The sequence below is a fragment of the Glycomyces amatae genome (assembly GCF_020991375.1).
Taxonomy (GTDB): Bacteria; Actinomycetota; Actinomycetes; order Mycobacteriales; family Micromonosporaceae; genus Glycomyces; species Glycomyces amatae.
In genome coordinates, this window is the sequence record NZ_JAJLQZ010000001.1 from 227738 (window position 1) to 253907 (window position 26170).

Annotated in this window: 24 protein-coding genes and 1 tRNA gene; 14 read left to right on the top strand and 11 right to left on the bottom strand. The window is 73.3% G+C overall.

The annotated features are described in order from the left end of the window. Positions 1 to 100 precede the first annotated feature (100 nt). The 4 genes from LO763_RS01080 to LO763_RS01095 form a co-directional block, all read right to left on the bottom strand. Entirely contained in the window at positions 101 to 1054 is a 954-nt protein-coding gene (locus LO763_RS01080; RefSeq protein WP_230599990.1) for a 4-(cytidine 5'-diphospho)-2-C-methyl-D-erythritol kinase, read from the bottom strand. 2 nt (positions 1055 to 1056) lie between these two features. Continuing rightward, positions 1057 to 1926 (bottom strand): 16S rRNA (adenine(1518)-N(6)/adenine(1519)-N(6))-dimethyltransferase RsmA, encoded by an 870-nt coding sequence (rsmA, locus tag LO763_RS01085; RefSeq protein WP_230599991.1) that lies wholly within the window; start codon positions 1924 to 1926, stop codon positions 1057 to 1059. Beyond that, the gene (locus LO763_RS01090) at positions 1926 to 3557 is read right to left on the bottom strand and encodes a peptide chain release factor 3 (protein WP_230599992.1); all 1632 of its coding nucleotides are present in this window, start codon (positions 3555 to 3557) and stop codon (positions 1926 to 1928) included. The genes rsmA and LO763_RS01090 overlap by 1 nt, the downstream gene beginning before the upstream one ends. 92 nt (positions 3558 to 3649) lie before the next feature. Further along, positions 3650 to 4105, bottom strand: a complete 456-nt coding sequence (locus tag LO763_RS01095; protein ID WP_230599993.1) for a GatB/YqeY domain-containing protein — start codon at positions 4103 to 4105, stop codon at positions 3650 to 3652. A gap of 24 nt (positions 4106 to 4129) precedes the next feature. Here LO763_RS01095 and LO763_RS01100 point away from each other — a divergent pair, with 24 nt between their 5' ends. Together LO763_RS01100 and LO763_RS01105 are read left to right on the top strand one after the other, a co-directional pair. Continuing rightward, positions 4130 to 5026, top strand: a complete 897-nt coding sequence (locus LO763_RS01100) for a metallophosphoesterase (protein ID WP_230599994.1) — start codon at positions 4130 to 4132, stop codon at positions 5024 to 5026. 126 nt (positions 5027 to 5152) lie between these two features. Continuing rightward, positions 5153 to 5229 (top strand) — tRNA-Pro (locus tag LO763_RS01105). Positions 5230 to 5595: 366 nt separating this feature from the next. On the opposite strand, the gene LO763_RS01110 is transcribed toward LO763_RS01105, so the two are convergent. Beyond that, positions 5596 to 6303: an SDR family oxidoreductase gene (locus LO763_RS01110; RefSeq protein ID WP_230599995.1), complete on the bottom strand. Its 708-nt coding sequence runs from the start codon at positions 6301 to 6303 to the stop codon at positions 5596 to 5598. 101 nt (positions 6304 to 6404) lie between these two features. On the opposite strand from LO763_RS01110, the gene LO763_RS01115 reads away from it, so the two are divergent. The 7 genes from LO763_RS01115 (at position 6405) to LO763_RS01145 (ending at position 12179) form a co-directional block, all read left to right on the top strand. After that, complete coding sequence (locus tag LO763_RS01115) at positions 6405 to 7244, top strand: helix-turn-helix transcriptional regulator (RefSeq protein WP_230599996.1); 840 nt, start codon at positions 6405 to 6407, stop codon at positions 7242 to 7244. A 228-nt stretch (positions 7245 to 7472) separates the two neighbouring features. Continuing rightward, entirely contained in the window at positions 7473 to 8117 is a 645-nt protein-coding gene (locus LO763_RS01120) for an excalibur calcium-binding domain-containing protein (protein WP_230599997.1), read from the top strand. Between the two features lie 95 nt (positions 8118 to 8212). Next, positions 8213 to 9472, top strand: coding sequence for a sensor histidine kinase (locus LO763_RS01125; RefSeq protein ID WP_230599998.1), 1260 nt, complete (start codon positions 8213 to 8215; stop codon positions 9470 to 9472). Continuing rightward, complete coding sequence (locus LO763_RS01130; protein ID WP_230599999.1) at positions 9460 to 10119, top strand: response regulator transcription factor; 660 nt, start codon at positions 9460 to 9462, stop codon at positions 10117 to 10119. The genes LO763_RS01125 and LO763_RS01130 overlap by 13 nt, the downstream gene beginning before the upstream one ends. Further along, positions 10116 to 10916 (top strand): DUF4097 family beta strand repeat-containing protein, encoded by an 801-nt coding sequence (locus tag LO763_RS01135; RefSeq protein ID WP_230600000.1) that lies wholly within the window; start codon positions 10116 to 10118, stop codon positions 10914 to 10916. Before LO763_RS01130 ends, LO763_RS01135 begins: the two co-directional genes overlap by 4 nt. A gap of 171 nt (positions 10917 to 11087) precedes the next feature. Further along, positions 11088 to 11747 carry a hypothetical protein gene (locus tag LO763_RS01140; RefSeq protein ID WP_230600001.1) on the top strand — a complete coding sequence of 220 codons (660 nt, stop codon included), beginning with the start codon at positions 11088 to 11090 and terminating at the stop codon, positions 11745 to 11747. Positions 11748 to 11858: 111 nt separating this feature from the next. Next, positions 11859 to 12179, top strand: coding sequence for a DUF952 domain-containing protein (locus LO763_RS01145; RefSeq protein WP_230600002.1), 321 nt, complete (start codon positions 11859 to 11861; stop codon positions 12177 to 12179). A gap of 13 nt (positions 12180 to 12192) precedes the next feature. On the opposite strand, the gene LO763_RS01150 is transcribed toward LO763_RS01145, so the two are convergent. Continuing rightward, positions 12193 to 15246, bottom strand: a complete 3054-nt coding sequence (locus LO763_RS01150) for an ATP-binding protein (RefSeq protein ID WP_230600003.1) — start codon at positions 15244 to 15246, stop codon at positions 12193 to 12195. 422 nt (positions 15247 to 15668) lie between these two features. Here LO763_RS01150 and LO763_RS01155 point away from each other — a divergent pair, with 422 nt between their 5' ends. Together LO763_RS01155 and LO763_RS01160 are read left to right on the top strand one after the other, a co-directional pair. Then, positions 15669 to 16961, top strand: coding sequence for a hypothetical protein (locus LO763_RS01155; protein WP_230600004.1), 1293 nt, complete (start codon positions 15669 to 15671; stop codon positions 16959 to 16961). Positions 16962 to 17090: 129 nt separating this feature from the next. Next, on the top strand, positions 17091 to 17444 hold the full coding sequence (locus LO763_RS01160; protein WP_230600005.1) for a MoaF-related domain-containing protein: 354 nt from the start codon (positions 17091 to 17093) through the stop codon (positions 17442 to 17444). Between the two features lie 208 nt (positions 17445 to 17652). On the opposite strand, the gene LO763_RS29515 is transcribed toward LO763_RS01160, so the two are convergent. After that, positions 17653 to 18315: a pentapeptide repeat-containing protein gene (locus LO763_RS29515; RefSeq protein ID WP_230600006.1), complete on the bottom strand. Its 663-nt coding sequence runs from the start codon at positions 18313 to 18315 to the stop codon at positions 17653 to 17655. Between the two features lie 300 nt (positions 18316 to 18615). On the opposite strand from LO763_RS29515, the gene LO763_RS01170 reads away from it, so the two are divergent. Further along, positions 18616 to 19605: a TIGR01777 family oxidoreductase gene (locus tag LO763_RS01170; RefSeq protein ID WP_230600007.1), complete on the top strand. Its 990-nt coding sequence runs from the start codon at positions 18616 to 18618 to the stop codon at positions 19603 to 19605. A gap of 205 nt (positions 19606 to 19810) precedes the next feature. Here LO763_RS01170 and LO763_RS01175 read toward each other — a convergent pair whose 3' ends face one another. From LO763_RS01175 to LO763_RS01185, 3 genes are all read right to left on the bottom strand, one after another. Then, positions 19811 to 20482 (bottom strand): DUF1275 family protein, encoded by a 672-nt coding sequence (locus LO763_RS01175; protein WP_230600008.1) that lies wholly within the window; start codon positions 20480 to 20482, stop codon positions 19811 to 19813. After that, positions 20482 to 21999, bottom strand: coding sequence for a collagen-binding domain-containing protein (locus LO763_RS01180; RefSeq protein ID WP_230600009.1), 1518 nt, complete (start codon positions 21997 to 21999; stop codon positions 20482 to 20484). The genes LO763_RS01175 and LO763_RS01180 overlap by 1 nt, the downstream gene beginning before the upstream one ends. A gap of 173 nt (positions 22000 to 22172) precedes the next feature. Next, entirely contained in the window at positions 22173 to 23129 is a 957-nt protein-coding gene (locus LO763_RS01185) for a TetR/AcrR family transcriptional regulator (protein WP_230600010.1), read from the bottom strand. 73 nt (positions 23130 to 23202) lie between these two features. On the opposite strand from LO763_RS01185, the gene LO763_RS01190 reads away from it, so the two are divergent. Continuing rightward, positions 23203 to 24429, top strand: coding sequence for an MFS transporter (locus LO763_RS01190; RefSeq protein ID WP_230600011.1), 1227 nt, complete (start codon positions 23203 to 23205; stop codon positions 24427 to 24429). Positions 24430 to 24441: 12 nt separating this feature from the next. Then, the gene (locus tag LO763_RS01195) at positions 24442 to 24840 is read left to right on the top strand and encodes a carboxymuconolactone decarboxylase family protein (RefSeq protein ID WP_230600012.1); all 399 of its coding nucleotides are present in this window, start codon (positions 24442 to 24444) and stop codon (positions 24838 to 24840) included. Between the two features lie 128 nt (positions 24841 to 24968). Here LO763_RS01195 and LO763_RS01200 read toward each other — a convergent pair whose 3' ends face one another. Then, complete coding sequence (locus tag LO763_RS01200) at positions 24969 to 26084, bottom strand: DUF5925 domain-containing protein (protein WP_439650256.1); 1116 nt, start codon at positions 26082 to 26084, stop codon at positions 24969 to 24971. Positions 26085 to 26170: the final 86 nt, after the last annotated feature.

Below are 26170 nucleotides of genomic sequence, written 5' to 3' on the forward strand. Positions count from 1 at the left end.
TCCTGCTGCGCCGAGGTGACGATCGGGCACGACACGGGCGTGTCCGGGCCGATCGGTAAACAACCCGTAAAATTCTTTACGGAAACGTGACCGCCGCGCCTCAGGCCGCCGGGCCCTCGACCGGGCCGTGCGCCAAGTGGACGCTGCGGGCCCCGCCGCGCATCCGGATGCGCCGCGCCAGGGCCACCGCGTGCTTGACGTCGTGGGCCAGGAACAGGACCGTCGGCCCCGAACCGGAGACGTGCGCGGCCAGGGCCCCCTCCGCGAGCCCGCCGTGCATGAGCGAGGCCAGCTGCGGGCGCAGGCTCACGGCCGCGGCCTCCATGTCGTTGACCAGGAGCCGGGCGAGCTCGTCGGCGCTCGCGCCGCCCTCGAACGCCTGCACGATCGCGTCCACGTCGGACGAGAAGCGGCCGATGCCGTCCTCGCGGAGCCGGTCGACCTCCTTGTAGCACTCGGGCGTCGAGATCTGCGTGTCCGTCGTGGCCACGACCCAGTGCCACGACCCCTTCGCCGCGACGGGCGTCAGCTCCTCGCCGCGCCCGGCGCCGATCGCGGTGCCGCCCTTGAGGCAGAACGGGACGTCGGAGCCGAGCCCGGCCGCGAGCCGGTGCAGCTCGGCGTCGCCGATCGGCACCTCCCACAGCCGCGCGCACGCGATGAGCGCCCCGGCCGCGTCCGCCGAGCCCCCCGCGAGCCCCCCGGCGACGGGGATGCGCTTGTTCACATGGAGGCGCACGTCCGGTTCGATCCCCGCGTACAGGGCGACGAGCTTCGCGGCCTGGTACGCCAGGTTGGCCTCGTCCGTCGGCAGCGTCCCGGCGCCCTCGCCCGAGAGGGTCAGCCTGATCCCCGGCCCCTCCGAGCCCTCCGCGGTGCTGAGCCGCTCGGCGGAGACGGTGTCGTGCAGGCTGATCGCCTGGTACACCGTGGACAGCGCGTGGTAGCCGTCGGCGCGGGGGTCCCCGACGCCCAGGTGCGGGTTGATCTTGGCGGGGACGTCGACGCTGATCGACGGCCCGGCGGGCTGGGCGGGCGCGGTCTGTCCGGTCATTCTCAGGCCTCCTGCGGTGGCGGTGCGGTCTCGCCCAGCGCCTCCCTGGCGTCGGCGAGGGCGATGAACTCCGCTATGTCCAACGACTCACCCCGCCTGGTGGGTTCGATGCCCGCCCGTTCGAGCACCGCGTCCGCGCCCGCGCCGGCCCACGACTTGAGCGACTGGCGCAGCATCTTGCGCCGCTGCCCGAACGCGGCGTCGACCGCGCCGAAGACCTCGACGCGGTTCGCCTCCGGGCTCTCGATGCGCTCGAAGGCGACCAGGGCGCTGGCGACGTTGGGCACCGGCCAGAAGACGTTCTGCGAGACCGAGCCGGCGCGCCGCGCCTTGGCGTACCAGGCCATCTTGACGCTGGGCGCGCCGTAGATCTTCGAGCCGGGCTGCGCGGTGAGCCGGTCGCCCACCTCGGCCTGGACCATCACCAGGCCCTTCCGGAGGCTCGGGAAGTGCTCCAGGGCGTGCAGGACGACGGGCACGGCCACGTTGTAGGGCAGGTTCGCGACGAGCGCGGTGGGCGGCTCGGGCAGCTGCTCGGGGCGGATGCGGGCGGCGTCGGCCTCCACGACCGTGAGCCGCCCGTGCTCCTCGGGGGCGCGGTGGGCGACCGTGGTGGGCAGGGCGAGGGCGAGCTTCGGGTCGATCTCGACGGCGACGACGCGCCGGGCGGTCTCGATGAGCGCCAGGGTGAGCGAGCCGAGTCCCGGGCCGACCTCCATGACGACGTCGTCGGCGTCGAGCTTCGCGGCGGCGGCGATGCGGCGCACCGTGTTCGCGTCGACGACGAAGTTCTGGCCCCACTTCTTCGTCGGCGAGATCGCCAGGCCCCGCGACAGGGCCCGGACGTCGCCCGAGGTCAGCAGGCGGGCCATCAGCCCTGGCCCCCGGCCAGGAGCGGCTCGAGCTTCAACCCCGGGTGGTCGTTGACGATGGTCTGGATCCGGTACTTGTTCGGCAGGGCCACCAGGTGAGCGCCGTCCCGGGGGCGCGTGAACACCTCGACGCCCGGCGAGGTGCGCAGGCGGGCCGCGCCCTCGGCGTCGGTGAGGCGCGCGAGCTGGTACGGCAGGTGGTCGATGGTGGCCGGGACGTCGAACTCGGCGGCCAGGCGCGCGACGGTGACCTCGAACTGGAGCGGGCCGACCGCGGCGAGCACGGGCGTGGCCTCGCCGCGGCGCTCGGAGTAGAGCACCTGCACCACGCCCTCGGCGTCGAGCTGGGCGATGCCGCGGCGGAACCGCTTGGCCTTGGAGGTGTCGTGCATCTGGAGCGCCCCGAAGTGCTCGGGCGCGAACGCCGGCAGCGGCGGGAACTCGACGGCCCTCCCGGTGTAGATCGTGTCGCCCACCGACAGGCCGGTGGCGTTGACCAGGCCCACGATGTCGCCGGGCCAGGCCTCCTCGACGGTGTCGCGGGAGGCCCCGAAGAGCGTCTGCGCGTACTTGGTGGACATGGTGCGGCCGGTCTGGGCCTGCGTGACCTGCATGCCGCGCTCGAACTTGCCGGAGCAGACGCGGATGAACGCGAGCTGGTCGCGGTGGGAGGCGTTCATGTTCGCCTGGGACTTGAACACGAACCCGGAGAAGCCCGCCTCCAGTTCGCGCGGCCCGCCCGCGGCGTCGTCGCGCGCGAACGGGGAGGGCGCGATGTCCACCAGGAGGTCGAGGAGCTGGCCCACGCCGAAGTGCACGAGCGCGGCCCCGAACAGGGTCGGGGTGGTGTGCCCGGCCTCGAAGGTCTTCGGGTCGAAGTCGGCCTCGACCTCGGAGAGGAGCTCGGACTCCTCGCGGGCGCGCTCGTAGTCGGGGCCGAACGCGGCGAGCGCGGCGTCCTCGTCCAGGAACTCGGCCACGGCCAGCTGCTGGCCGCCGGGGGAGCGCTCGTAGCGGACCATGCCCGGCACCTGCGGGCCCGCCTCGCGCCGGCCCTCGTCCCCTCCGGCGAACCCGACCCGCTCGATGACCCCGCGGAACTCGCCGCCCACGCCGACCGGCCAGGTCACCGGGGTCGGCTTGATGCCGATGCGGGTCTCGATCTCCTCGATGAGCTCGAGGGCGTCCTTGGCGGGGCGGTCCCACTTGTTGACGAAGGTGATGACGGGGATGCGCCGGGCCCGGCACACCTCGAACAGCTTCAGGGTCTGCGGCTCGAGGCCCTTGGCGGCGTCCAGGAGCATCACGGCGGCGTCGACGGCGGTGAGGACCCGGTAGGTGTCCTCGGAGAAGTCGGCGTGGCCAGGGGTGTCGAGGAGGTTCACGACGCAGCCGCGGTACTCGAACTGGAGGGCCGCGGAGGTGATGGAGATGCCGCGGTCCTGCTCCATGGACATCCAGTCGGAGACCACGCCCTTGCGGTCGCCCTTGCCGTGGACGGCGCCGGCCGAGGAGATGGCGCGGCCGTACAGGGCCAGGGCCTCGGTGATCGTCGACTTGCCGGCGTCGGGGTGGGAGATCACCGCGAAGGTGCGGCGGCGCGCGGCCTCGGCCGCGATGTGGCTGGACATGGGTTCCTCAAGGTGTGGCGTGACTGGATTGGGAGGGCGGAGCGGGCCCGACGTTCAACCATAGCCGTGGACGGCGACGCGGGCGCGCCGCTCTACCCTGCCAGTTCGGCCTTCACGATCCCGGCCACGACCTTGCCGTCGGCGCGCCCGGCGGTCTTCGGGCCGAGGGCCTTCATGACCTTGCCCATGTCCTTGGGGCCGGTGAAGCCGCCCTCGGCGATCGCGTCGCGCACCAGCCGCGTGACTTCGGCCTCAGTCAGCTCGCTCGGCAGGTACCGCTTGATCACGGCCTCCTCGGCGAGCTCGGCGTCCGCCGCCTCGGCGCGCCCGCCCGCGCGGAACGCCTCGGCCGCCTCCCGCCGCTGCTTCGCCTGCTTCACCAGGACCTTCACCACGTCGGTGTCGTCGAGCTCGCGCGGGGCGCTGCCTGCGATCTCTTCGTTCTTCACCGCCGCCAGCACCATGCGCAGCGTGCCCAGCGTCACCTTGTCCTGGGCCTTGAGGGCGGCTCGCATATCGGTTTCCAACTGGGTCTTCAGCTCGTTCATATCTCGACAATCTACCGTTGGGGTATGAAGATCAGCCGTGGACTTGCCGCAGCAGCCGGGATCGGGGTCGGCGCCGGGGCGCTGGCACTCGCCTACGCCTCCCTATACGAGCGCGTCCAGTACACGCTCCGGCACTTCGCGGTGCCGGCGCTGCCCGAGGGCGCCGAGCCCATCCGCGTCCTGCACATCTCCGACCTGCACATGACGCCCGGCCAGGTGCGCAAGGCCCACTGGGTCGCGTCCCTGGCCGCGCTCGACCCGGACCTGGTGCTCCTCACCGGCGACAACCTGGCCCACCCGGACGCGGTGGACCTGGTGTCCAAGACGCTCCGGCCGCTCCTGGGCGCCCCGGGCGCGTTCGTGTTCGGCTCGAACGACTACTACGCGCCGGTGTTCAAGAACCCGCTCCAGTACTTCAACCCGAACCACGAGCACAAGTACGGGGAGCCGCTGCCGACCGAGGAGCTGCGGAAGGTCCTCACCGACGGCGGGTGGTCCGACCTCAACAACCACGCGGTCGACAAGGTCGTGGCCGGGCTCGACGTCCACTTCGCGGGCGTGGACGACCCCCACTTCGACCTCGACGACTACGAGCTGGTCGCCGGGCCGGTGCCGCAGGGCGCCGACCTGTCGATCGGGCTGACCCACTCGCCGGAGCCGCGCGTGCTCGACGAGTTCGCGCGCGACGGCTACGACTTCGTCGCGGCCGGGCACACCCACGGGGGGCAGGTCTGCGTGCCCGGGTACGGGGCGCTGGTCACCAACTGCGGGATCGACCGGGAGCGGGTCAAGGGCCTGCACCCGTGGGAGGACATGTGGCTGCACGTCTCGGCGGGGCTGGGCACCAGCCCGTACGCGCCGGTGCGGTTCGCGTGCGCCCCGGAGGCGAGCCTCCTGACGTTCGTGCCGCGGGCCTTCTAGCCGCGGGCGGGGCCCGGGTGTGACCGGGCCCCGACCTTCGCGGACCCCGTTCGACGAGCGCAGGGAGCCTCGGGTAGCATTTCAACCCGATGCGGATGCCCAGCGTGCGCACGGAAAACAGAACATCGGGTTGTGGCGCAGCTTGGTAGCGCACCTCGTTCGGGACGAGGGGGTCGCAGGTTCAAATCCTGTCAACCCGACCACAGCGAAGAGGGGGCCGAAAGGCCCTCTTTTTCGTTCGCGAACGGCTCGACCTCGCGCTCGCTCGTCTTGACGACGAAGCGCCCGTCCCGCAGGTGCGCCCAGCGGTCGTCGAGCGCGACCGAGTCGAGCAGGTCGCAGATCAGCCGGGCGTGGGCGAGATGGTCGACGGCGAACGCGACCTCGTAGCCGTCCGCCGTTGCGGTGCGGGTGTCGGCGACGGTGACGCCGGCGTTCGTGATGAGCGCGCGAAGGGGGCCGACCGCCCCGGAGGCGAGGAGCTCCCCGGCGCGGTCGGCGGGCCATCGCCGTCACCGCCGAGCGGCCGAGCCCGCCCGTCGGGCCCGTGACGAGCACGGTGCCCGCGCTCACCAGGCCACCGGTCCCTGCGCGGCGGTGAACGTCCCCGTCGGGCCGTCCGGTCCGAGCAGGGCCGCCCGCACGATGATCTCGGCGCCCTCTTCTACGGTCTGCGTGCCGGTGCCGCCGTTGAGGTCGGTGTTCGTGTAGCCGGGGTCGACCGCGTTGACGCGGATGCCGGGGAGCGCCTTGGCGTACTGGACCGTGATCGCGTTGACCGCCGCCTTCGACGTCGGGTAGCCGAGGCCCGGATAGAAGTGGACGGGGCTCGCGGGATCGCTGAGGCCGGCGAGTGAGCCGAGGCCGCTGGAGACGTTGACGATGACGGGCGCGGCGGAGCGCTGGAGCAGTGGGAGGAGGGCGTGCGTCGTCCTCACGATGCCGAAGACGTTGGTCTCGAAGGTCGTGCGCAGTTCGTCGGCGGTCGTGTCCGCCGGGGCCGGGACCGCGTTGCCGGGGAGGCGCGGTTCGACGCCGGCGTTGTTGACGAGCACGTCGAGCCCGCCTTCCGCCTCGAGCTGCGCCGCGGCGGCGCGGACGGAGGCGTCGTCGGTCACGTCGAGGTGCATGAACCGGGCGCCGAGTTCGCGGGCGGTGGCGCGCCCGCGGGCCTCGTCGCGGGCGCCGACGTAGACGGTGTGCCCGGCGGCGGTGAGGCGGCGGGCGGTCTCCCGGCCGAGGCCCTTGTTCGCCCCGGTGATGAGTGTCGTGGTCATGCGTCGATCCTCGGGCTTTTTCGGAGCGGCGGGCAGTCGTCCGCTTGTCGTAGGAACGGCAGGGCCAGGACACGGGCCGCCGTCCGATGCACACTCGACCTATGGAGCACTGGGATTTCGGTCAGGCGGTGCGCCGCTGGCGCGACCGCGTCTCACCCGGATCGGTCGGGGTCCCCGTCGGCGGGCGGCGCCGCGCGGCCGGCCTGCGCCGGGAGGAGCTCGCCGGGCTCGCCGGGATCTCGGTCGACTACCTGACCAGGCTCGAGCAGGGCCGGGCGACCTCGCCGTCCGTCCAGGTCGTCGAGGCGCTCGCCCGCGCCCTCCGGCTCACCGACGGCGAGCGCGAGCTCCTCTTCCGGCTCTCGGGGCAGCCCGTGCCGAGCCGCAAGACCGTCTCCTCGCGGATCACCCCGAGCGTGCAGCGCCTGCTCGACCGGCTCGCGAACACGCCGGTGGCCGTCTACGACGCGACCTGGACCCTCGTCGTCGCCAACGCCCCGTACGACGCGCTGATGGGCGCGGCCTCCGCCTGGCAGGGCATCGAGCGCAACAGCATCTGGCGCAACCTCGTCGGGCCCGGCAACCGGGTCGTCCACACCCCCGAGGAGCAGGCGGAGCTCCAGGCGCAGCTCGTCGCCGATCTGCGGCTCACGGCGGCCCGCTACCCCGCCGACCCCCGCCTCCACCGCCTCGTGAGGAGGCTCGGCGCGCACAGCCCCCGTTTCGTCGAACTGTGGGGGGCGGACGCCCCGGATCCGAGGAGCGGCCGGCGCAAGACCATTGAGCACCCCGAGGTCGGGCCGATAGCGCTCGACTGCGACACCCTCGTCGTCGCGGAGGACGACCTGCGCATCATGGTCTACTCGGCCGAACCCGGTACCGAGGACGCCGAGCGCCTCGCCCTCGCCGTCGTGCTCGGCACGCAGACGCTCGTGGAGTGAGCAGGCGTGCCCTCGCCCGCACCGGCGCGCCGCCGCTTGTCCGGGCGAGCCGAGTCCGCAGCGGGGTTTCCGGCCTCGTTTCCGCTCGGGGCCTTCGCCATGCCCCGAACGAGTGAGGGCCTAACGGCTGGTAGCCGTTCGACCGCAAGAAGGATTCACGGGTCCCGGGATGCGGGCATAACCTGCTCGTACCCCTGCACGCTCCTCCTACCCTTATGGGAGACGACCGTGTCCACCGATCCCTCGACGGCGGGTCCGCAGCGGACCCGCGTCAAATCCTGGTCCCAGATGTCGACGGCCGAGAAGGTCGCCGTGATCCTCGTCCTCGCCGTCCCGGTGCTGTGCTGCGGCGGCGTCCTCAACATGATCGACGACGACGATCCCGAAACGGAGACGATCGCCGGGGAACCGACCGAGGACGAGACCTCGGAGTCCGGATTCGAACTCCCCTCGGACCGCACGACCTTCTACGGTTCCACCGAAGCGCCCACGTCGGCTTCCCCCGAACCCGAGCCCACCACCGAGGAAGCGGCCGAGGAGGAGCGGGAGGAGGCCGAGGAGGTCTACTACGAGAACTGCGACGCCGCCCGCGACGCGGGCGTCGCCCCGCTCTACGAGGACGAGGACGGCTACCGCAGCGGACTCGACGGCGACGGCGACGGCGAGGCCTGCGAGGACTCGTCCTCCTCCGGCGGAGGCGGCGGTAGCGGCGGGGACGACAGCGGCGGCGGCGATGACGACGACGATGACGGCGGCGTCTACTACGAGAACTGCGACGCGGCCCGCGCCGCCGGCGCCGCACCGGTCTACGCCGGCCACCCCGGCTACGGTTCCCATCTCGACCGCGACGGCGACGGCGTCGCCTGCGAGTGAGCCCGCCTCCCGCTCGGGGGTGGAGAAAACTTCACCCCCGAGTCGGAGCCCAGCGGCAATGTGGGAGGCCGCCCCGCGAACCTACTGTTCTAGGCATGGACATCTCAGCGACGCCGGCGCCCCTCTGGCGCCAAGCCCCGCTCATCGCGGTGCGGGCCCTATGGGAAGGGGAGACGTGGCGCTCCCTCATGCACCTCGTGACCGGCGGCGTGATCGGCCCCCTCGGCGGGAGCGTCATCGTCGGCCTGGTGGCCACGGCCTTCGCCGGACTCCTCACCGTCGTGGTCCCGCTCCTCGCGCTCGGCGCGATGCTGGTCGTCAGCGGCGTCCTCGCCGCGGTGCAGCGCAGCCGCCACGCCGCCTTCCTCGGCGCCCGGTGGCCCGCGGCGCCCACGCCGGCGGTGACATTCTCGCTCCGCGCCGTCCTGGACGTCCTGCGCAGCCCCAAGACCTGGCGGCCCTTCTCCTACAACGTCATCGCCGGCCTCTACGGCCCGTTCGCGGCGCTCTTCGCCGCGGTGGCCTGGACGTTCGGCCCGGCCATGCTCGCCGCCCCGCTCCTGGGGGCCTCCGGCAGCGGCGTGAGCCTGCGGCACTGGATCCTGTGCGGCGCCGGGCTCGTCACGGTGCTGGGCGCGCCCTGGCTCACCCGCGGCCTGGCCGCACTCGACGCGCTCATGGCCCGCCAGCTCCTGGGCGCCAACCGGGTCGAGGAGCTGGAGCTGCGCGTCACCGACCTCACCGCCAGCCGCGACTCCACGGTGGACGCGGCGGACGCGGAGCGGCGCCGCATCGAGCGCGACCTCCACGACGGCGCCCAGCAGCGCCTCACCTCCCTCGCCATGAACCTCGGCATCGCCCGCGCCACCCTCACCGACCTGCCCGAGGACGCCGCCAAGGCCCTCGCTCAGGCCCACGAGGAGTCCAAACAGGTCCTCACCGACCTACGGGACCTCGTGCGCGGCCTGCACCCCGCCGTCCTGGAGGACCGCGGCCTGGACGCCGCCCTCTCGGCGGTGGCCGCCCGCTCGCCGATCCCCGTCCGCCTCAAGGTCGACATGGACCGCCGCGTCGCCCGCGACGTCGAGGCCGTCGCCTACTTCGTGGTCTCCGAGACGCTCACCAACGCCGCCAGGCACTCCGGGGCCGAGCACGCCGCCGTCGAGGTGGCCCTCGCCGGGGAGCGCCTGCGGCTGAGGATCGTCGACGACGGCCGCGGCGGCGCCGACCCCGAGGGCGGCACCGGCCTGAAGGGGCTCGCCGACCGCGTCCGCTCGGTCGACGGCACCTTCCACCTGACCAGCCCGCTCGGCGGGCCCACCACCATCGAAGCGGAGCTGCCATGCGCGTCGTGATCGCCGAAGACTCGGTCCTGCTCAGAGAGGGCCTCGCCCGGCTCATGGAGATCGGCGGCATGGAGGTCGTCGACACGGTCGGGGACGCCGAGGCGCTCCTGCGCTCGGTCGAGCGCGACTGCCCCGACCTCGTGGTCGCGGACGTGCGGATGCCGCCCGACCAGAGCGACGAGGGCGTCCGCGCGGCCCTGGTGCTGCGCCGCCGCTACCCCGACCTGGCGATCCTCATGCTCTCCCAGTACGTCGAGGAGCGGTACGCGGTCGAACTGCTCACCGGGCAGATGCGCGGCATCGGGTACCTCCTCAAGGACCGGGTGGCCGACGTCGCCGAGTTCCTCGACTCGCTGCGCCGCGTCGCCGCCGGCGGCACCGCCCTCGACCCGGAGGTCATCTCGCAGCTCCTGGTCCGCCGCGACGGCGACGAGCTCGACCGCCTCACCCCCAGGGAGCGGGAGGTCCTGTCGCACATGGCGGAAGGCCGCTCCAACGCCGGCATCGCGGAGGTCCTGTTCCTCTCCGAAGGCGCCGTCAGCAAGCACATCAACTCGATATTCACCAAGCTCGGGCTCCCGCCCTCCGACAGCGGCAACCGCCGCGTGCTCGCCATTCTCAAGTTCCTGCAAGGCAACCCGAAGGACCGGTCATGATCGACACCCCCGAGAAGCAGTCCGACACCGCCCTCCCCGACGAGCCCGCGTACCCCAACCGCAAGGTCTGGTGGATCGTCGGCGGCACGCTCACCGGCGCCCTGCTCCTGTTCGTCATGGCCGTCGCCGGCGTCTGGATCTGGGCGGCCTCCTCGCCCGAGGAGTGGACCACCACCGACGAGCGGTTCGCCGGCCCGGTCACCAACGCCGACATCGGCGTCGACCTCGGCGACATCGAACTGGAGCAGGCCTCCGGGACCGATGTCGAGCTGCGCTCCCACGCCGTGTGGCGCGGGAGCCAGCCCGAGGTCGCCGAGGAGGTCATCGGCAGCCGCTTCACCGCCATGGCCGCCTGCGACGACGGCTGGGGCCTGTTCAGCGGCATCAACGAATGCCGCGTGGACTACACGATCGCGCTCCCCGCGGGCACCGCCGCGGAGGCCGCCACCGAGGTCGGCGACATCCGCATGGACGGGCTCGACGGCGACGTCGCCGTGGAGACCAGCGTGGGCGACGTCCACGGCGTCGACCTGCGCACCGCCGACCTCGAGGTCGAGGCCAGCGTCGGCAACGTGGAACTGGAGTTCGAGCAGGTCCTCGGCGACATCACCGTCACCGCCGGCACCGGCGACGTCGTCATCGAGGTCCCCGACGACGGCACCGTCTACGCGGTCCGGTTCGACGCCGGCGTGGGCGAGCAGGACATCGACATCGCGACCGACGCCGAGGCGAAGGCCGACCGGGTCATCTCGGTGAACGCGGGCGTCGGCGACCTGACCGTCAGGTACGCCGCCTGACCTCCAGACCCGACACCGGAAACCCGAACGCCGCCCGCGACCGCCCGGTCGCGGGCGGCGCCGCGTCCGGACCCGTTGCGCCGCAGACGGTCAGCGGGCGTGTCAGCATCGCCGGGACCGGTATCAGCGCCGTATCAGCCCCGCGTCAGCACGGCGGGCGAACCTGTCGGCATGGAGCCGAGCACCACCGGATTCCCGGAGGCGCCCGGCTCGGACCCCGATCCGCTCGAACCGAAAGAGCCCGCCATGAACACCGTCCGCACCGCCCGCCCCGCCGCCGTCGCGTTCGCCGCCGTCCTCCACTTCGCGATCGCGCTGGCGTTCGCCTCGATCCCGGCCGTCGGCCTCCTCTACGGCGCCGACGTCCAGGCCGCCGCCGAAGCCGAGGCCGCCCGCCAGGGCCGGGACCCGGGCGTGCTGGCCGCGGCCGGACTCGCCTTCGACGAGCGCGGCGTCGCGATCTGGGCGCCGTTCGCCATCGCCGCCGCCGTCGCGGCCCTCGGCGCACTGCTCCTGGCGGGCAAGCGGTTCGCCCGCGTCCTCTCCTTCATCGCACTGCCGCTGGTACTGGCCGGGAACGCGCTCATCATGGCCGGCAACGCCGCCGCCGCCGAGAAGGTGCAGGCCGTGTTCGACGCCTCGGACGACGCGGCCGTGCGCTCCCTCGACGCCGCCGCCCTCTTGGACGCCGCCTACGCCGCCTACCCCGGTTGGCTGCCGGCCCTCGAAGGCGCCCGCTTCGCGGTGATCGTCGCCGGCTGCGTCCTCGGCGTCGTCCTCCTGGCCCTGCGCCCGGCCCGCGGCCACTTCCGCAAGGCGGAGCGGCTGTAAGCGAGGCGAGCCGTTCCGGCGGCGGCCGCACCACCGTGGTGCGGCCGCCGCCAATGCCAGTGCCGTCAACGCCGGTGCCGTCCCGCAGCGGGTGGCGTAGTGTTCGCGGGCATGACGGAACTCCTGCACCTGACCGAGCCGGCCCTGTGGGAGGCCGCCCTGGCCTCGGGCCGGTACGAGGGCTCGACACGCGGGCGGACGCTCGCCGATGAGGGCTTCATCCACTGCTCGCTCCCCGAGCAGCTCCCGGCGGTCGCGGCGCTCGTGTACGGGGACTTCACCGGGCCGCTGGTGGTCCTGGTCATCGACCCCGAACTCGTGGACGCGCCCCTCCGCTACGAGGCCCCCGCCCCGGGCGCGGAACGCTACCCGCACCTCTACGGGCCGCTCCCGACCGGCGCCGTCGTCGATGTGCGGCCGTGGAAGCCCTGAGCGCCTTCCGGTCTCAGCCCCGGGCGCTCTCCGCGAGCAGCAGTTCGACCGCCGCGTCCCGGCCCATCGCGGTGCCGCGCTCGAAGGACTCCTCGAACGCCCGGTCGCCGAGCGCCTCCCGCGCCCGCTCGGGGGTGCGCAGGGCCGCGTCGTACCCGCGTCCGTCCGCAGCGCCCAGCAGCGCGAAGGCCGCCCCCAGCAGCGTCGCCGCGCGGTCCGCGCCCCCGTCCGCGAGGGCGACGGCGGCGCCGACCCTGGCGGCCACGGCGAGGTTCGGGTCCGCCGCCGCCGTCAGGTGTGAGCTCGTCAGCGCGCCGAGCCTGCGGCGCGCCAGCGCCGCGTCGCCTTCGGCGAGGGCGGCCACGGCGCGCAGCGCCGCCCCCCACACCTGCACCCGCGAGTCCTCCACGCTGCCGTCGAAGACCCGTTCGGCGGCGTCGAGCTCGCGCAGCGCCTCGGCCCGGTCGCCCGCGTGCAGCAGCACCTGGGCGCGGCACCACCGCACGTACGCCGTGGTGTGCGGGTCGCGGTCGGCGTCGGTCCGCTCCGAAGCCAGCGCCAGCGGCTCCCAGGCGCGCTCGACCGCGCCGCCGAGGGCGGTGGCGAGGCCCAGCTCGGCGTAGGTCTCGGCGGCGTCGGCGGCCGTCCCGAGCTCGTCGAGGAGCCGCGCCGCCCGGGCGAGCGCCTCCCGGGCCGCGTCGTGGTCGCCGCGCCGTGCCCAGTACTCGGCGCGCATCCGCAGGACCGACGCCAGGCCGAAGCGCTCGCCCAGCACCGTGAACTCGGCCTCGGCCCGCTCGACCTGCGCGGCGCCTTCGGGACCGGTCGAGCCCTCGCCGACGGCCGCCGCCGTGAGCAGGACGATGCCCCGCTCCCAGCCCCCGGCCGAGGCGAGGTCGCCCGCGACGTCCGGGTCGGACAGGAACGCCGGGGCGATGGCCATGAGCGCCCGTCCTGCGATCCCGCCGCCCGCCTTGCGGCCCAAGGCGATGCCTTCGGTGATCGAGCGGGCCCCCGCCTCGGGGTCGCCGAGCTGGCTCTGCGACATGCCCGTCATGAGCAGGACCGCGGGCCGCAGTGGCGCGGGGACCTCGCCGGGCAGGCCCAGCACGGCCGCGAACCAGTGCTGGAGCTGGCTGCGGAAGCCGCGCAGATGCCAGTACCAGAACAGGGCCGCGACCATCCGCAGACCGGTCTCCTTGTCGCCGTTCGCGACCGATCGGCCGAGGACCGCGAGCAGGTTGTCGTGCTCGGCGTCCAGGCGCGCCATCGCCTCGAGCTGGACGGCCGACCGGGTCTCGTCGTCGGACCGCTCGGCCAGGTCGACGCAGTAGCGGGCCATGGCGTCCCGCTCGGCCTCGCCGTCCCCGTCGCGGTCCAGCCGCGCGGCCGCGTAGGACCGGATGGTCTCGAGCATCCGGTACCGACCGCCATCATGTTCCACAAGGGACTTGTCGACGAGCCCGGCGAGCGCGCCGAGGTCGCCGACCCGGTCCAGGCCGACCCCGCCGGGGTAGACCGACATCCACATCGCCAGGGCCCGTTCGGCGTCCGAGAGCAGCTCCCAGCTCCAGGCGATGACGCCCTCCAGGGTGCGGTGCCGCTCGGGGGCGGTGCGGTCGGCCCCGGCGAGCAGCGCGAACCGGTCGTCCAGGCGGGCGGCGATCTGGGCCGCGTCCAGGGCCCGCATGCGCGCGGCGGCCAGCTCGACGGCGAGCGGCAGGCCGTCCAGGCGGCGGCAGATCTCCACGACCGCAGGGGTGTTGGCCGCGTCGAGGGCGAAACCGGGACGGACCGCGGCGGCCCGTTCGCAGAACAGCCGCACCGCCGGGCTCTCCTCAGGACGGTCGGCCGACAGCGGCAGCGGCGGGATCGGGTACAGCCGCTCGCCGCCGATCGCGAGGGCTTCGCGGCTGGTGGCGAGGATGCGCAGGCCCGGGCAGGCGCCCAGGAGCCGGGCGGCGAGGGCGGCGGCGGCCCCGATCCGGTGCTCGCAGTTGTCGAGCACCACGAGCGCGTCCTGATCGGCGAAGTACTCCTCCAGGCGGGAGGCCGCGTCGTGCGCGGAGGGCTCCAGCAGCCCGGCCTCGCGGGCGCCCACGGCGCGGAGCACCGCGGGCGCGACGTCGGCGTCGTCGACCACCGCCGCCAGCTCGACCAGCCACACCCCTTGCGGCGCGAGGTCGGACATGCGGGCGGCGGCCTCGACCGCCAGGCGCGTCTTGCCCGCGCCGCCGGGCCCGGTGACGGTGACCAGGCGCGCGGCCGCGAGGGCCGCCGCGAGCGCTTCGAGGTCGGCCTCGCGCCCGACCAGGCTGGTCAGCTGGGCTTTGAGGTTGCTGCGGCGCCGCTCGGGGCGCGCGGTCGGCGCGGCGCTCCGGCGCAGGACGTGGAGGTGCAGTTCGGCCAGTTCGGCGGAGGGGTCGGCGCCGAGCTCGTCGGCGAGCCGCCCGCGGGTCCGCTCGAACACGTCGAGGGCCTCGGCCGGGCGGCCGGTGGCGTAGAGGGCGCGCATGAGCAGGGCCTGCCAGCGCTCGTCGAGCGGGTGCGCGGCGGCGACCGGTTCGAGTTCGGCGAGCACGTCGGCGCCGGCCGCGATCTCGAGGGCGAGGCGCTCGCGGGCGGTCTCCGAGCGCAGGCGTTCGAGCCTGACCGCCTCGGCCCGGGCGAAGCGGAGGTCGAGCAGGTCGGCGAAGGCCGCTCCGCGCCAGAGGGACTCGGCTTCGCGGAGGGCGGCGAGGTCGCCGCGGCGGCCGGTCTCGGCGAGGCGTTCGAAGCGGAGGACGTCGACGTCGGCCGGGTCGAGGGCGAGCCGGTAGCCGGCGGTGCCGCGTGTGAGCCGCTCGGCGCCGACGGCGCGGCGCACGCGTGAGACGAGGGCTTGGAGCGCGTTCGCGGAGGGCGCCTCGCCTTCCCAGACGGCGTCGGTGAGGGTGTCGGCCGAGATCTCGCGGCCCGGTTCGAGGGCGAGGCGGGCGACGAGCGCGCGGAGCCGGGCCCCGGCGAGTTCGACGGGCTGGTCCTCGTCGTCGCGGACGGCGAAGGGCCCGAGCAGGAGTACGCGCATACGGGCAAGTGTGCCCTGCCCCGCCGACCAGGCCGGGAGCGGCGGCGCGGAACGAGGCGCACGCCGAAGGCGACGGGCGCTGCACGGGCCCCTGGACACAAGGGTGTCCGAAGGGTGCGACAAAACGGCCGGGGCATCCGGACCGCCGCCCCGCTGCTGGCGGGGAGGTGCGACCTCCATGCCGATCGGGAGCGTGATCGCGGTGGCCGACCCGCTGCCGGCGGGATGTCCGGCTCCGCGCCGAGGAGGACCCGCCACGACCGCTGCCCGCACGCCGCCGGCGGCGATGCGAGAAACTTTTTCCCCCGAATGAGGACCGCTGGGGCGGAAATTGTCGGACCCGGTGGATACGGTCGCCGCGGCAACTGAATAGCGAGCGCGGCGCCTTCGGGCGAGGCGCGATCGACCGATTGGACGGTGCGATGGCGGCAACGAGACCATCAGTCAGTTCACGGAACCAGGCCGGGCCGCAGGCCCACGCCGACCACCCCGGCGGCATCGCCCCGCCGGACGCGGGCCTTCCGGCCGACGCGGAACCCACCACCGATTCCCGGGCCCCGGCCCTGTTCGCCGATCACCTGCTCGGCACCGCACCACTCGATCCGAGCCCCGCCGAGCACTCGGCGGGCACCGCCCCGCCGATGCCGGGCCCCTTCCCGGACCGCGGCGCCGGAGCGGCGAGACCGTTCTCGGAGCAGGGCGACACGCTGCAAGGACCCGAGATGGTCGCACGGGCACTGCCGTTCGCCACAGTCCCCTCCGAGCCGCTGCGGGAGCATTTCACCAGGTGGCTGCTCTGCTCGCTGGCCCACACCGCCCGGAGGCGCGGTCTCGCCGGGACCGAAGCGCGGCGGACCGGACCGGCGCGAGCGGCACCGGACGCCGCACCGGGCCCTGAACCGGAGCGGTCATCCGGACCAGAAGGCACCGGAGCGGCCGCGCAAGGCGCGGCACCAGGCGCCGAGCCGGGGCGGCCATTCGAACCGGAAGGCGTCGCGGCAGTCGCGGAAGACGCCACGCCGGGTTCCGCGCCACGGCGGCCATCTGAACCGGAAGGCACCGCGGCGGCCGCGAAACCCGAGGCTGGAGTTCTTACCGGGCCCACACACCTACTGGGAGGCCCCGCCGCAAAGCGGCGGCGCCGACCCGCCGGCACGGCCCGATCGAAGCCGCGACCGCCCGCATTCGGGACTCCGCTCGGGACCGGCGATCCGGCTGCTCTGCCGTCCGAACCCGAGACACCGCCTGAAACCGGCGATCCGGCTGCTCTACTGCCCGAACCCGAGACCGGCGGTCCGGACGCGCGCCCGCGGCCCCGGTTCGTGCGGCGGGGCGACCCGACGGTGTGGGTCACCAAGTCGTTCCTGCGCTCGCGCGGCTGGACCGAGGCCGCGATCCGCGACTTCCTGCCCGAGCCCGAGGGCCTGAAACCGAACCCGCGATTCCCCGCCACCGGGGCGCCGATGCGGGTCTGGAGGCCGGAGACCGTGGGGGCGGCCGAGCGCGCGCCGGAGTGGCAGGCCTGGTTGGAGCAGTCGCTGCGGCGCAGGCGGACCTCACTGGAATCGCTGTCGGCCTCCGACGACGCGGACTTCCGCCTCCGGCTCGAGACCGCCGCGAAGGCCATCGAACCGCATGTCGACCGCCCTGCGGAGGTTTGCGCGGACCGCCCGGCGGAAACCGAGGGGGAAGGCGGTGATGCCGACGGCCGGTGACGTCCGATCTTGAGCATTCGGAGTCGGTGAATCGCCGGTCTGCGCGTCGCCCGGCTCCTAGGTTGGAGGGCGGTCGGCAACCGCCGGTCTGATTCGGCGCACCGGGAAATCCAAGGAAGGGAGCCGGACATGAGTGATTTCGCGTTCGCGGGGAAGGTCTTCGAGATCCGTCTCGACAACGGGGTCGTCTTCCACAACACCTACGGGCCCGAAGGCGACAAGCTCCGCTACGAGATGATCGACGGCGCCGCCGAGGGCGGCTCGGGGACCGTCGACCTGTACGTGGGGGAGGTCTCCGACGGCGTCTACCTGGTGGGCTGGAACGAGGTCTCGGGAGCGGCGGTGGCCCATGTCATGGACTTCAACACCAAGCGGCTCACCGCGTTCTGGTCGTTCGACGAGGGCGGCGGGCGGTCCGCGGAGGTGCGCACCGGGACCTTCCAGGAGCGGGACCTGTCGGGAGGTGGCCTAATGGAGCAATAGCCGTTTTCGGTCGCAGCGAAGGGGGAAACCCGGCTAGGTCAGTGGATGAGGGCGGCGGTGATGGTCATTATCAGTCGCCGCAACGCCGCAACGCCGCAACGCCGCAACGCCGCAACGCCGCAACGCCGCAACGCCGCAACGCCGCAACGCCGCAACGCCGCAACGCCGCAACGCCGCAACGCCGCAACGCCGCAACGCCGCAACCGGCCTACGCCAGCTTGAACCCGGCGGCGGTCGCCAGTTCTCCCGCGATCGCGACGGCCTGGTCTGCCGTGATCAGCGCGCCGCGCAGGCTCATCAGGCCCGTGATGCCGCTCAGATCCGACCGGCGGAGGTCGCAGCCCTTGGCGTTCGACACGCGTGAGAAGTCCGCGCCCGGGAACGTGCAGTCGATGAACACCGCCTTCGAGAAGTCGCCCAGGAAGGTCGCGTTCATGAAGCGGCACCGCTCGAACACCAGCGGTCCCTTCGCGGTCCCGATCGAGACGCCGGCGAAGTCGGCGCGGCAGTCGCCGATGTAGACGTCCTGCGCCAGTGAGAACTGGGCCTGCCAGCCCACCAGCTGGCTGTCGGTGATCTCGAGCCGCCGCGCGGTCGTCCGCTCCCAGCGCCCGTTCGACAGCACCGACCGCTCCACGGCGGTGTCGACCACCTCGAAGGGCGCCAGAGCGGTCCCGGACAGGTCGACGCCGCGCAGCAGCGACTGGTCCAGGCTGCCGTCGGCGTGGGCGCCGGTCCATTCGAGGCCGTCGACCAGCCGTTCGCTCAGCTCGAAGTCCGGATCGGGCTGCTCGTCGAGCGGTCGCAGCCGGTCGGCCTCCCACAGCGGTCGGCGCATCGAGCGCTGCTCGTCGATCTTCCTGAACTTCACCGGGCCTCCTCAGTCGTCATGACCCCGGCAGGGTACGGCACCGCACCGACATTTCCGCCCGCGCGTGTTCGAGGCCGCCGGTTTCGGCGCAGGGGAGGTTCAACAGGAGCCCGTTCGCAAGCGCCCCGGTTTCAAGGGTGCCCGGTGGGTGTGACACTTCGCCGCCCGCCGCCTCTCAGGGCATGGGCGGCGCCTGCGCGGAGCGGCCCCGAGAACCGGTCCTTTCTTCGGAGTGACGCCAAGATCATATTTGAACGTGTTCAATTTCGGGCGTATCGTTGCCTCAAAGGAGGCAGCCCCATGAAGATCGTCATCCCCGGCGGCACCGGCAACGTCGGCGCCGTCCTCGAACGCGGCCTGCTGGCCGCCGGACACCGCGTCATCGTCCTCACCCGCAACCCCTCGCGCCCCCACCACCTCCATTGGGACGGACGCACCCTCGGCCCCTGGGCCGAGGCGATCGACGGCGCCGACGCCGTTGTCAACCTCGCCGGCCGCAGCGTCAGCTGCCGCTACACCCCCGAGAACCTCAAGGCCATGATGGACTCGAGGATCGACTCCACCCGCGTCGTCGGCGAGGCCGTCGCCGCCGCGACCGCGCCCCCGCCCGTCTGGCTCCAGGCGAGCACCGCCACCATCTACGCCCACACCTTCGGCCGCGCCAACGACGAGGCCACCGGCGTCATCGGCGGCGCCGAGCCCGACGCGCCCGCCTACTGGGCCGAGAGCATCGCCATCGCACAGGCCTGGGAGCGGACCCTCGACGAGGCCGACACGCCGCACACCCGCAAGGTCGCGATGCGCTCGGCGATGACCATGAGCCCCGACCGCGGCTCGGTCTTCGACGTCCTCTCCCGCATGGTCCTGCTCGGCCTCGGCGGTCCGGTCGGCGGCGGCCGCCAGTACGTGTCGTGGATCCACGAGGAGGACTTCGTGCGCGCCGTCCTCTTCCTCATCGACCGAGCGGACCTGTCGGGCCCGGTCAACCTGGCCTCGCCGCATCCGCTGCGGCAGAAGGACTTCATGCGGGTCCTGCGCCGGGCCTGGGGCGGCCACTTCGGCCTCCCCGCGACGCGGTGGATGGCCGAGCTCGGCGCGTTCGCGCTGCGCAGCGACACCGAGCTGCTGCTCAAGAGCCGCCGCGTGATCCCCGGCCGACTGGAGGCGGCCGGGTTCGCGTTCACCTACCCCGCCTGGGAGGCCGCCGCCGACGACCTCGCCCGCCGCGTCGCCGGGAACCGCCGGTGGCCGCTGGTGCGCACCCCCGGCATCCACGTCCGCGCGGCCTGAGCCACCTCTTCGTTGGCGTCGTCGTATCGGTCCTGCCGGCATCCACGTCTGCGCGGCCTGAGCGGAGCACCTTCGCTCATCGGCACCTGCGTTGAGCGATCCGGCCGCGTGGCGGCCGGATCCGGGCCTGTGTGTTGCCGCCTGTCGGGAGGCCTCAGCTCCCGGTGCGCACCGGGGCGCCGGCCCTCCGGCCGCGCGGCGCTCGTCAGTCCCCGGCCCTGCTCCGGTGCGTCTCGACGAATGCGGCGACCGCCATGGCCGCCGCCACCGCCGCGGCCGCCCAGCACACCGCGCTGAACGACACCGCATACGCCAGCACCGAACCGAGGCCCGCTGCGACCAGGTACACCGCCCACACCCCGGCCTGCAACCGCGCCGTCCGCAGCGCGCTCCGGCCCCCGGACAGGTTGACCGACAGCGCGATGAGCGTCCCGGTGAGCACCGTCGTGGTCACCCCGGACAGGCCGATTCGCGCCGCGTGGATCGACTGCACGCCCATCGCGAACGCCGCCAGGGCGATCGCGACCTCGAACATGCCCGCCAGCCCCGCCGCCGCGAGCATGACCACCTCCACCACCAGCAGGAGCGGCACGCCGAAGCTGGTGAGCACGTGGCGCCGCGTCGCCAGCGACGCGAGCACTGCCCCGATGGCGAATCCGGCGAGGGAGAGGAACGGCCCGACCGAGGAGAGGCCGTCGTCGCGGCCGGTGAGCTCCCCGGAGAGGGCGACTGCGAGCAGCACCGCGTTCCCGGTCTGGTTGGCGACGAACTGCTGTCCGAGGCCCAGGAACCCCGCCCCGTCGACCGCGCCGGCGAGCGCCGTGAGGACCAGTGCGGTCCAGGCGTGCGCGCCGATGCGGTCGACGGGGCCGGCCATCAGCTCCGGGCGCCCTTGCGCTTGGCGGCGGCGAGCGCCACGACGCCTCCGCCGACCGCGATCAGGACGCCTGCGGCGATCACCATGGGGCCCACGGAACCGCCGGTGGTGGTCAGCGGCGGACAGCCGTCGCCGGCCGCGTCGGTCCCGCCGCCGGCCGGCGGTTCGGAGCCGTCGTCAGTGGGCGCGTCGGTGGTCGGTCCGTTCGTCGTCGGCGCGTCGGTCGTAGGTCCGTCCGTTGTCGGTCCGTCGGTCGTCGGCTCCTCGGTGGTGGGCTCGTCGGTCGTCGGCTCCTCGGAGGGCGTCGCGGTCCCGTCGGTCGGCGATTCGGTGGGCTCACAGGAGGTTTCGTCGCCGGTGGTCGGCTCGTCGGTGGTCTCGCTGGGCGACGGCTCGTCCGTCTCGCAGGCCAGCTGCGCCGCGAACGGGAAGTAGTGCACCTCGCCGCCGCTTTCACCGACGTCGCCGAAGTTCGCGTTCGCGGCGATGATCTGGCCCTCGACGTTCGCCGGGCTCACATCGCTGTAATCGGCGTCGGGGGCGAGGATGCTGCCCTCGACGGTGTCGCCGGACGCGATGTTCAGACGCGTGGTGCCCTTGAAGTTCCAGAGGATGTAGGGGGCCTGGTCACCGCTGATGCCCGCCTGGCTGGCGACGTCCCAGTCGAACTCGCCGCCGGTCCCGCCGGTGTCCACGTTGATCAGCAGCGGCGTGTCGGCGTTCGGCTGGTTCTCGAAGACGAAGTCCGCCATGTTGTTGAGGTCCTCGCCGGTCACGTTGAGGACGTTGGTGACGCCCTGCTCCAGCGTGATCCGGATCTGCTGGCCCTCGGCCACCCCGCCCTTCGGGACGGCGGCGCCCGCGGCGTCCGTCATCGCGACCTCGTGCGCCCGGCACACGAACAGGTCCTGGGACTGCGATCGGAACTCGGCGAACGCGTCGGCGAAGTCGATCGGGGAGGCCGGGCCGACCGATGCCTCCGGCTGGCGGGCCGTCAGCTCGATCCGCGGTGTGCTGTCGTAGGCGGCGCCGGAGGCCACGAGCCGGGTGTTGACCGACGCGTTGTTGTCGTCGGTGGTCCTCACGGTGGTGCCGGTGAGGTCGCCGACCTTCACGTAGCCATCGCCGAGCACCTGGACGACCGATGTCGCCGGGTCCTGGCTGTAGTCGACGCGCCCGCCCACGACGAGCGCGGTCGGCCGGGCGTCGCCGGGGACGGTGTAGGTCGCCTCGCCGTGGATGTCGACGTTGTACGAGCCCTTGATGACGAGGTCGCCGCCGGTGGCCATCGGGCCCTCCGACTCGGTCGAGACCAGCGTGGTCTCGTTCTCCACGAACGTGTTGAAGTCGAGCGCCTTCGCGAGCGGGTCGTAGGTGACCGTCGCGGCCTGCGCCACGGAGCCGGTCCCGGCGGCGTCGAAGGCTATGGCGGCCGCGGCCAGCGCCGCGACGGCCACGGCGGTGCTCGCCAATGAGAGGCGCCTGGTCCGGCGGGCGCTCGCGGATCTGATGTGCACGGTGTTTTCCCCCTGGGGATGATCGACGGTCGATGACGGTGGGGGGAACCGCGATCAGCCTATCGGCGCAACGCCCCGCAACAGGGTGAACGAAACACGGCGGTTCGCCGCGGAGCCGGGAAACCACCGGTGAAGCGGCGATCGGGCGGCGCGCTCGCCGGCGCCGCGACCGCTCACTCCGCCAGCAGTCTGAGGACCACCGGGCGCGAGACGGTGCCCGCGACCTGCTTGGCGAGCCGGTTCGCGCTCGTGCCCCGCGCGTTCGCGGCCCGCAGGGCCTCCCCGAGCGCGGCCCTCGCTTCGTCGGCCTCGGCCTGGGCCCGGCGCAGCCGCTCGGCGGCGGCCGCCACCGGATCGCCTGCGACCTCAGCACTCCGATCGTCCGAGGCCGCCGCCTCCGCATCGACCGGCGCCGCCTCCGCGTCGTCCGCGCCGCCGGTCCCGGCCGCCTTCGCGGCGGCCCCCGCCGCGCCTTCGACGCGGTCCGCGTCCTTCGGCGCCGACACCAGGCCGGTCAATGCGTTGACTGGACCGCCGCCCGCCCCTGCCGCGCGCGCGGCGCCTTCGGCGAACGGCACCAGGAACGCCTTGATCGCCGCCGCGTCCTCCGCCCGGTCGCCCAGCATGAGCCGCCGCAGCTGCGGCACCAGGTTGAGCCAGTTGGGCATCCCGCAGATCACGAGCGTCATCAGCCCGGCCCGGAACGGATCGTCGGTCCCGAAGTGCGTCAGCGCTCCCTCCAGCTTCTGCCGGTAGTGCTCGCGCCGCCACCCCCCGACGTCGTGCGCGTCGCCCCCGCGGTGCAGGGACTCCCAGGTCAGCAGCCGCAGCAGCTGCGGGTGCCGGCGCTGGTAGTCGAAGAGGTCGCCCACGAACCCCCCGATGTCGCCGGTCTTCCACAGCGGGTCGACCACTTCGGTGAACTCCTGCATCGCGTCGATGAGGACCGCGTCGAACAGCTTGTCCTTGCTGCCGAAGATCCCGTAGATGCGCTCCTTGTTCACGCCGGCGGCCTCGGCGATGGCGTCGACGCGGGCCCCGGCCAGGCCCTGCTCGGCGAACTCCTCGCGGCCCGCGCGCAGCAGGGCCCTGCGGGTGGCGTCGGAGCGTTTCCCCTCATGCATCGGCATGAGGTCCAGATTACCAGAAGAAAACCAACTATTTGGTTGACATCGAGGTCCGGCCACGCCTAGATTGGCCGCCATGACAGCAACCGCCACCGCGACACCCACCGGACGCACCCCGGCCCGACCGCCGGCCGGCACCGCCCCGACCCACACCCCGGCCCGCCGCGCCGTCCCCGTCTTCGCGCTCGCCGCCCTCCTCGCCACCGGCCAGATGTACACCCCGATACCGATGTTCGGTGCCATGGAGGCGTCCTGGAACGTCGGCCTCGGCGCGATGACCTGGATCATCAGCGCCTTCGCGTTCGGCTACGCGGGCGGGTTCCTCCTCTTCGGCCCCATGGCCGACCGCTTCGGCCAGCGGCGCGTCCTGGTCGCCGGCCTGATCGCCGCCGGGGTGGTCACACTGTTGACCGGATTGGCGCCGACGTTCGCCGCCGCACTGCCGCTGCGGGTCCTCCAGGGCCTCGCGGTCGGCGCGATCCCGCCGGCCATGACCGCCTACGCGACCTCCCGCATCGCCCCGGAACGCCGCGCGGTCGCCGTCGCCGCCATCATCACCTCGTTCCTCGCCGCCACCGTCGTCGGCCAGCTCGCCTCCCAGACCGCGATCCGGTTCGTCGACTGGCACTGGGTCTTCACCGGCTCGGCGGTCCTCTTCGGCCTCGTCGCGATCGCCGCGAGCCGCGTCATGCTGCCCGACCGCCCCGCCGAGGGCGCGAGCCTGGCCCGCAGCTACGCCGCGATCCCGCGGGTCCTGCGCATCCGGGAGCTGCTGCCGATGCTCGGCGCCGGAGCGCTGTCCATGGCCGCCATGGTCGCCGTCTACACCGGCATCGAGCTCACCGGCGTCGTGACCGGCGCGGGAGGCATGCTCGCCCTGCGCGCCAGCGCCCTGCCGGTGATGATCGCCCTGCCGTTCCTGGCGATCCCGCTCGCCCGGCTCGACCGCCCCGCCCAGGTCGTGCTCGGCGCCGTCGCCGCCGCCGGGGCCATGGTCGCCGCCGCGTTCGCGGACGGCCACCTCGTCGTGCTCGCGATCCTCCTCGCCGTCCTCATCGGCGGCCTCGGCATCGTGGCGCCCGCGACGACCCAGACCGCGGGCGAGCTCGGCGGCGAGCACCGCGCCGCGGCCTCCTCGGTGGCGATGTTCTGCTTCTACGTGGGCGCCACGGCCGGCCCGCTCGTCGCCCGGGCCGCCGCCGCGCACGGCTTCCCGGGCCTGGCCTGGACCCTTGCGGCGACGCTCCTGGTTGCAGCAGGATTGGCCTTGTGGGGCAAGCGAATCCAACCCACACGCGATTAAGGAGCATCCCACATGGAGCAACCCGAACAACAAGGAGAACGATACGAACGCGGCCTGAAGGCCCTCCAGCACCTCTCCGGCGAGACCGATCCCACCGTGGTGACCTCGCTCGCCGACATCGCCCCCGACCTCGGCCGCTTCATCGTCGAGTTCGGATACGGCGAAGTCCACACCAGGCCGGGGCTCGAGCCGCGCGACCGCCAGCTCGTCACCCTCGGAGCGCTCGCCGCGCTGGGCAACGCCGCCCCGCAGCTGCGCTTCCACATCAACGGCGCCCTCAACGCCGGGTGCACGAGGGCCGAAGTGGTCGAGGCGCTCACCCAGATCGCCGTCTACGCGGGCTTCCCGGCCGCCATCAACGCGCTCCAGCACGCCAAGGCGGTCTTCGCCGAACGCGACGCCGAGGCATGACCGCGACGAGGTCTCGGGCCAGGACCTCGTCGCACCGGTGGGGGCGGTGCCGCACGGCACCGCCCCCACCGGCGTCCAACGCCTGAGCCGCGTCCCGCAGGCGGACGGGTCGGGTCGTGAGACACGACCTAGAGGTACTGCCCCACCTGCTGGTGCGGGATCGCGGTCTCGGTCCTGGTCGGGTCGGTGCCGCCCCGCTGGGCGTACAGCTCGGCCAGCGTCATCGGCTCGCGCACGGTGCCCGCGCCCAGCCAGTCCGCCGACTCCAGCGGCGAGAGCGCCCCGACCTCGATCTGCGCCAGGCACCGGCCCGGGCGGACCACCGCCGGGTGCAGCCGGTCCAGGCGCTCGTTCGTGGTGATGGCCACCATGATCTCGCGGCCCTGCCCGAGCAGGCCGTCCGTCAGGTTCAGCAGCCGCGCGAGCGACTGCCCCGACGCCTCCTTGGCCTCGCCGCGAATGAGCTCGTCGCAGTCCTCCAGGACCATCAGCCGCCAGTGCCCGCGCCGCGTCTCCCCGTCGTCCAGGGCGAGGTCCATCTCCGACCCGATGATGACCTCCATGAGGTACGAGGGGTCGGCGAAGAACGCCTCCGGGTCGAGGACCGTGTCCACCTGGCACCACGGCGCCCACTCGCGCGCCAGCGCCCGCAGCGCCGTCGTCTTGCCCGTGCCGGGCGGGCCGTGGAGCAGCACCAGCCGCCCGGTCACGTCCGAGGACTGGGTGGCCATGAGCTTCCCGAGCGCCGAGCCGGCGCCCGCGGAGTAGTTCCGCTCGATCTCGGGCCAGCGCGGGGCGCTGATCGACCGGGTGGACCGGAACGGCCCCCGCGCCGACCGGTACCAGAACCCCATGTCGACCTTGTCCTCGCCGGGCTCCTCGACCGGACCGGTCCGGTCGGTGACGTACGCCGCGACCTCCTCGGCCCGCTCGCGCGTCTCGGCGGTCACGACCGCCTGGCCCGTGCCGTCGCGCCACCGCTGCGTCCGCAGCGTCCAGCCCTCGCCGGTCACCAGCTGGAGGAAGGAGATCCCCGAAATCGACCGGATGAGTGAACCGCCCTCGGGGATCAGGTCGACGTCGTCAGCGACCATGTCGAGGGCCCGGACCACCGCGTGCGGCTGCGCGCCGGTCACATAGGCGTCCAAGGCCATGAGGTTCAGCACGTTGGACGGGTCGTCCGAGCCGTCGAGCGTGAAGTGCATGTTGCCGAGCACTCCGCCGCCTCCCTGGAGCAGGTTCATGATCTCACCGCGTCTTTCGATGATTCCCATCGCGATCCACCATAGAAAAGTACGGCGCCGCAGGCGTCGCCGTGACTGCCGATTTA

What these genes read in the sequence shown, in the direction of transcription:
- LO763_RS01195 (WP_230600012.1), top strand. Translation starts at nt 24,442, where the DNA reads ATGGAGCAACCCGAACAACAAGGAGAACGATACGAACGCGGCCTGAAG.
- LO763_RS01170 (WP_230600007.1), top strand. Translation starts at nt 18,616, where the DNA reads ATGAAGATCGTCATCCCCGGCGGCACCGGCAACGTCGGCGCCGTCCTC.
- LO763_RS01130 (WP_230599999.1), top strand. Translation starts at nt 9,460, where the DNA reads ATGCGCGTCGTGATCGCCGAAGACTCGGTCCTGCTCAGAGAGGGCCTC.
- rsmA (WP_230599991.1), bottom strand. Translation starts at nt 1,926, where the DNA reads ATGGCCCGCCTGCTGACCTCGGGCGACGTCCGGGCCCTGTCGCGGGGC.
- LO763_RS01135 (WP_230600000.1), top strand. Translation starts at nt 10,116, where the DNA reads ATGATCGACACCCCCGAGAAGCAGTCCGACACCGCCCTCCCCGACGAG.
- LO763_RS01095 (WP_230599993.1), bottom strand. Translation starts at nt 4,105, where the DNA reads ATGAACGAGCTGAAGACCCAGTTGGAAACCGATATGCGAGCCGCCCTC.
- LO763_RS01145 (WP_230600002.1), top strand. Translation starts at nt 11,859, where the DNA reads ATGACGGAACTCCTGCACCTGACCGAGCCGGCCCTGTGGGAGGCCGCC.
- LO763_RS01175 (WP_230600008.1), bottom strand. Translation starts at nt 20,482, where the DNA reads ATGGCCGGCCCCGTCGACCGCATCGGCGCGCACGCCTGGACCGCACTG.
- LO763_RS01090 (WP_230599992.1), bottom strand. Translation starts at nt 3,557, where the DNA reads ATGTCCAGCCACATCGCGGCCGAGGCCGCGCGCCGCCGCACCTTCGCG.
- LO763_RS01200 (WP_439650256.1), bottom strand. Translation starts at nt 26,084, where the DNA reads ATGAACCTGCTCCAGGGAGGCGGCGGAGTGCTCGGCAACATGCACTTC.
- LO763_RS01150 (WP_230600003.1), bottom strand. Translation starts at nt 15,246, where the DNA reads ATGCGCGTACTCCTGCTCGGGCCCTTCGCCGTCCGCGACGACGAGGAC.
- LO763_RS01080 (WP_230599990.1), bottom strand. Translation starts at nt 1,054, where the DNA reads ATGACCGGACAGACCGCGCCCGCCCAGCCCGCCGGGCCGTCGATCAGC.
- LO763_RS01185 (WP_230600010.1), bottom strand. Translation starts at nt 23,129, where the DNA reads ATGCCGATGCATGAGGGGAAACGCTCCGACGCCACCCGCAGGGCCCTG.
- LO763_RS01110 (WP_230599995.1), bottom strand. Translation starts at nt 6,303, where the DNA reads ATGACCACGACACTCATCACCGGGGCGAACAAGGGCCTCGGCCGGGAG.
- LO763_RS01190 (WP_230600011.1), top strand. Translation starts at nt 23,203, where the DNA reads ATGACAGCAACCGCCACCGCGACACCCACCGGACGCACCCCGGCCCGA.
- LO763_RS01100 (WP_230599994.1), top strand. Translation starts at nt 4,130, where the DNA reads ATGAAGATCAGCCGTGGACTTGCCGCAGCAGCCGGGATCGGGGTCGGC.
- LO763_RS01140 (WP_230600001.1), top strand. Translation starts at nt 11,088, where the DNA reads ATGGAGCCGAGCACCACCGGATTCCCGGAGGCGCCCGGCTCGGACCCC.
- LO763_RS01115 (WP_230599996.1), top strand. Translation starts at nt 6,405, where the DNA reads ATGGAGCACTGGGATTTCGGTCAGGCGGTGCGCCGCTGGCGCGACCGC.
- LO763_RS01155 (WP_230600004.1), top strand. Translation starts at nt 15,669, where the DNA reads ATGGCGGCAACGAGACCATCAGTCAGTTCACGGAACCAGGCCGGGCCG.
- LO763_RS01160 (WP_230600005.1), top strand. Translation starts at nt 17,091, where the DNA reads ATGAGTGATTTCGCGTTCGCGGGGAAGGTCTTCGAGATCCGTCTCGAC.
- LO763_RS01125 (WP_230599998.1), top strand. Translation starts at nt 8,213, where the DNA reads ATGGACATCTCAGCGACGCCGGCGCCCCTCTGGCGCCAAGCCCCGCTC.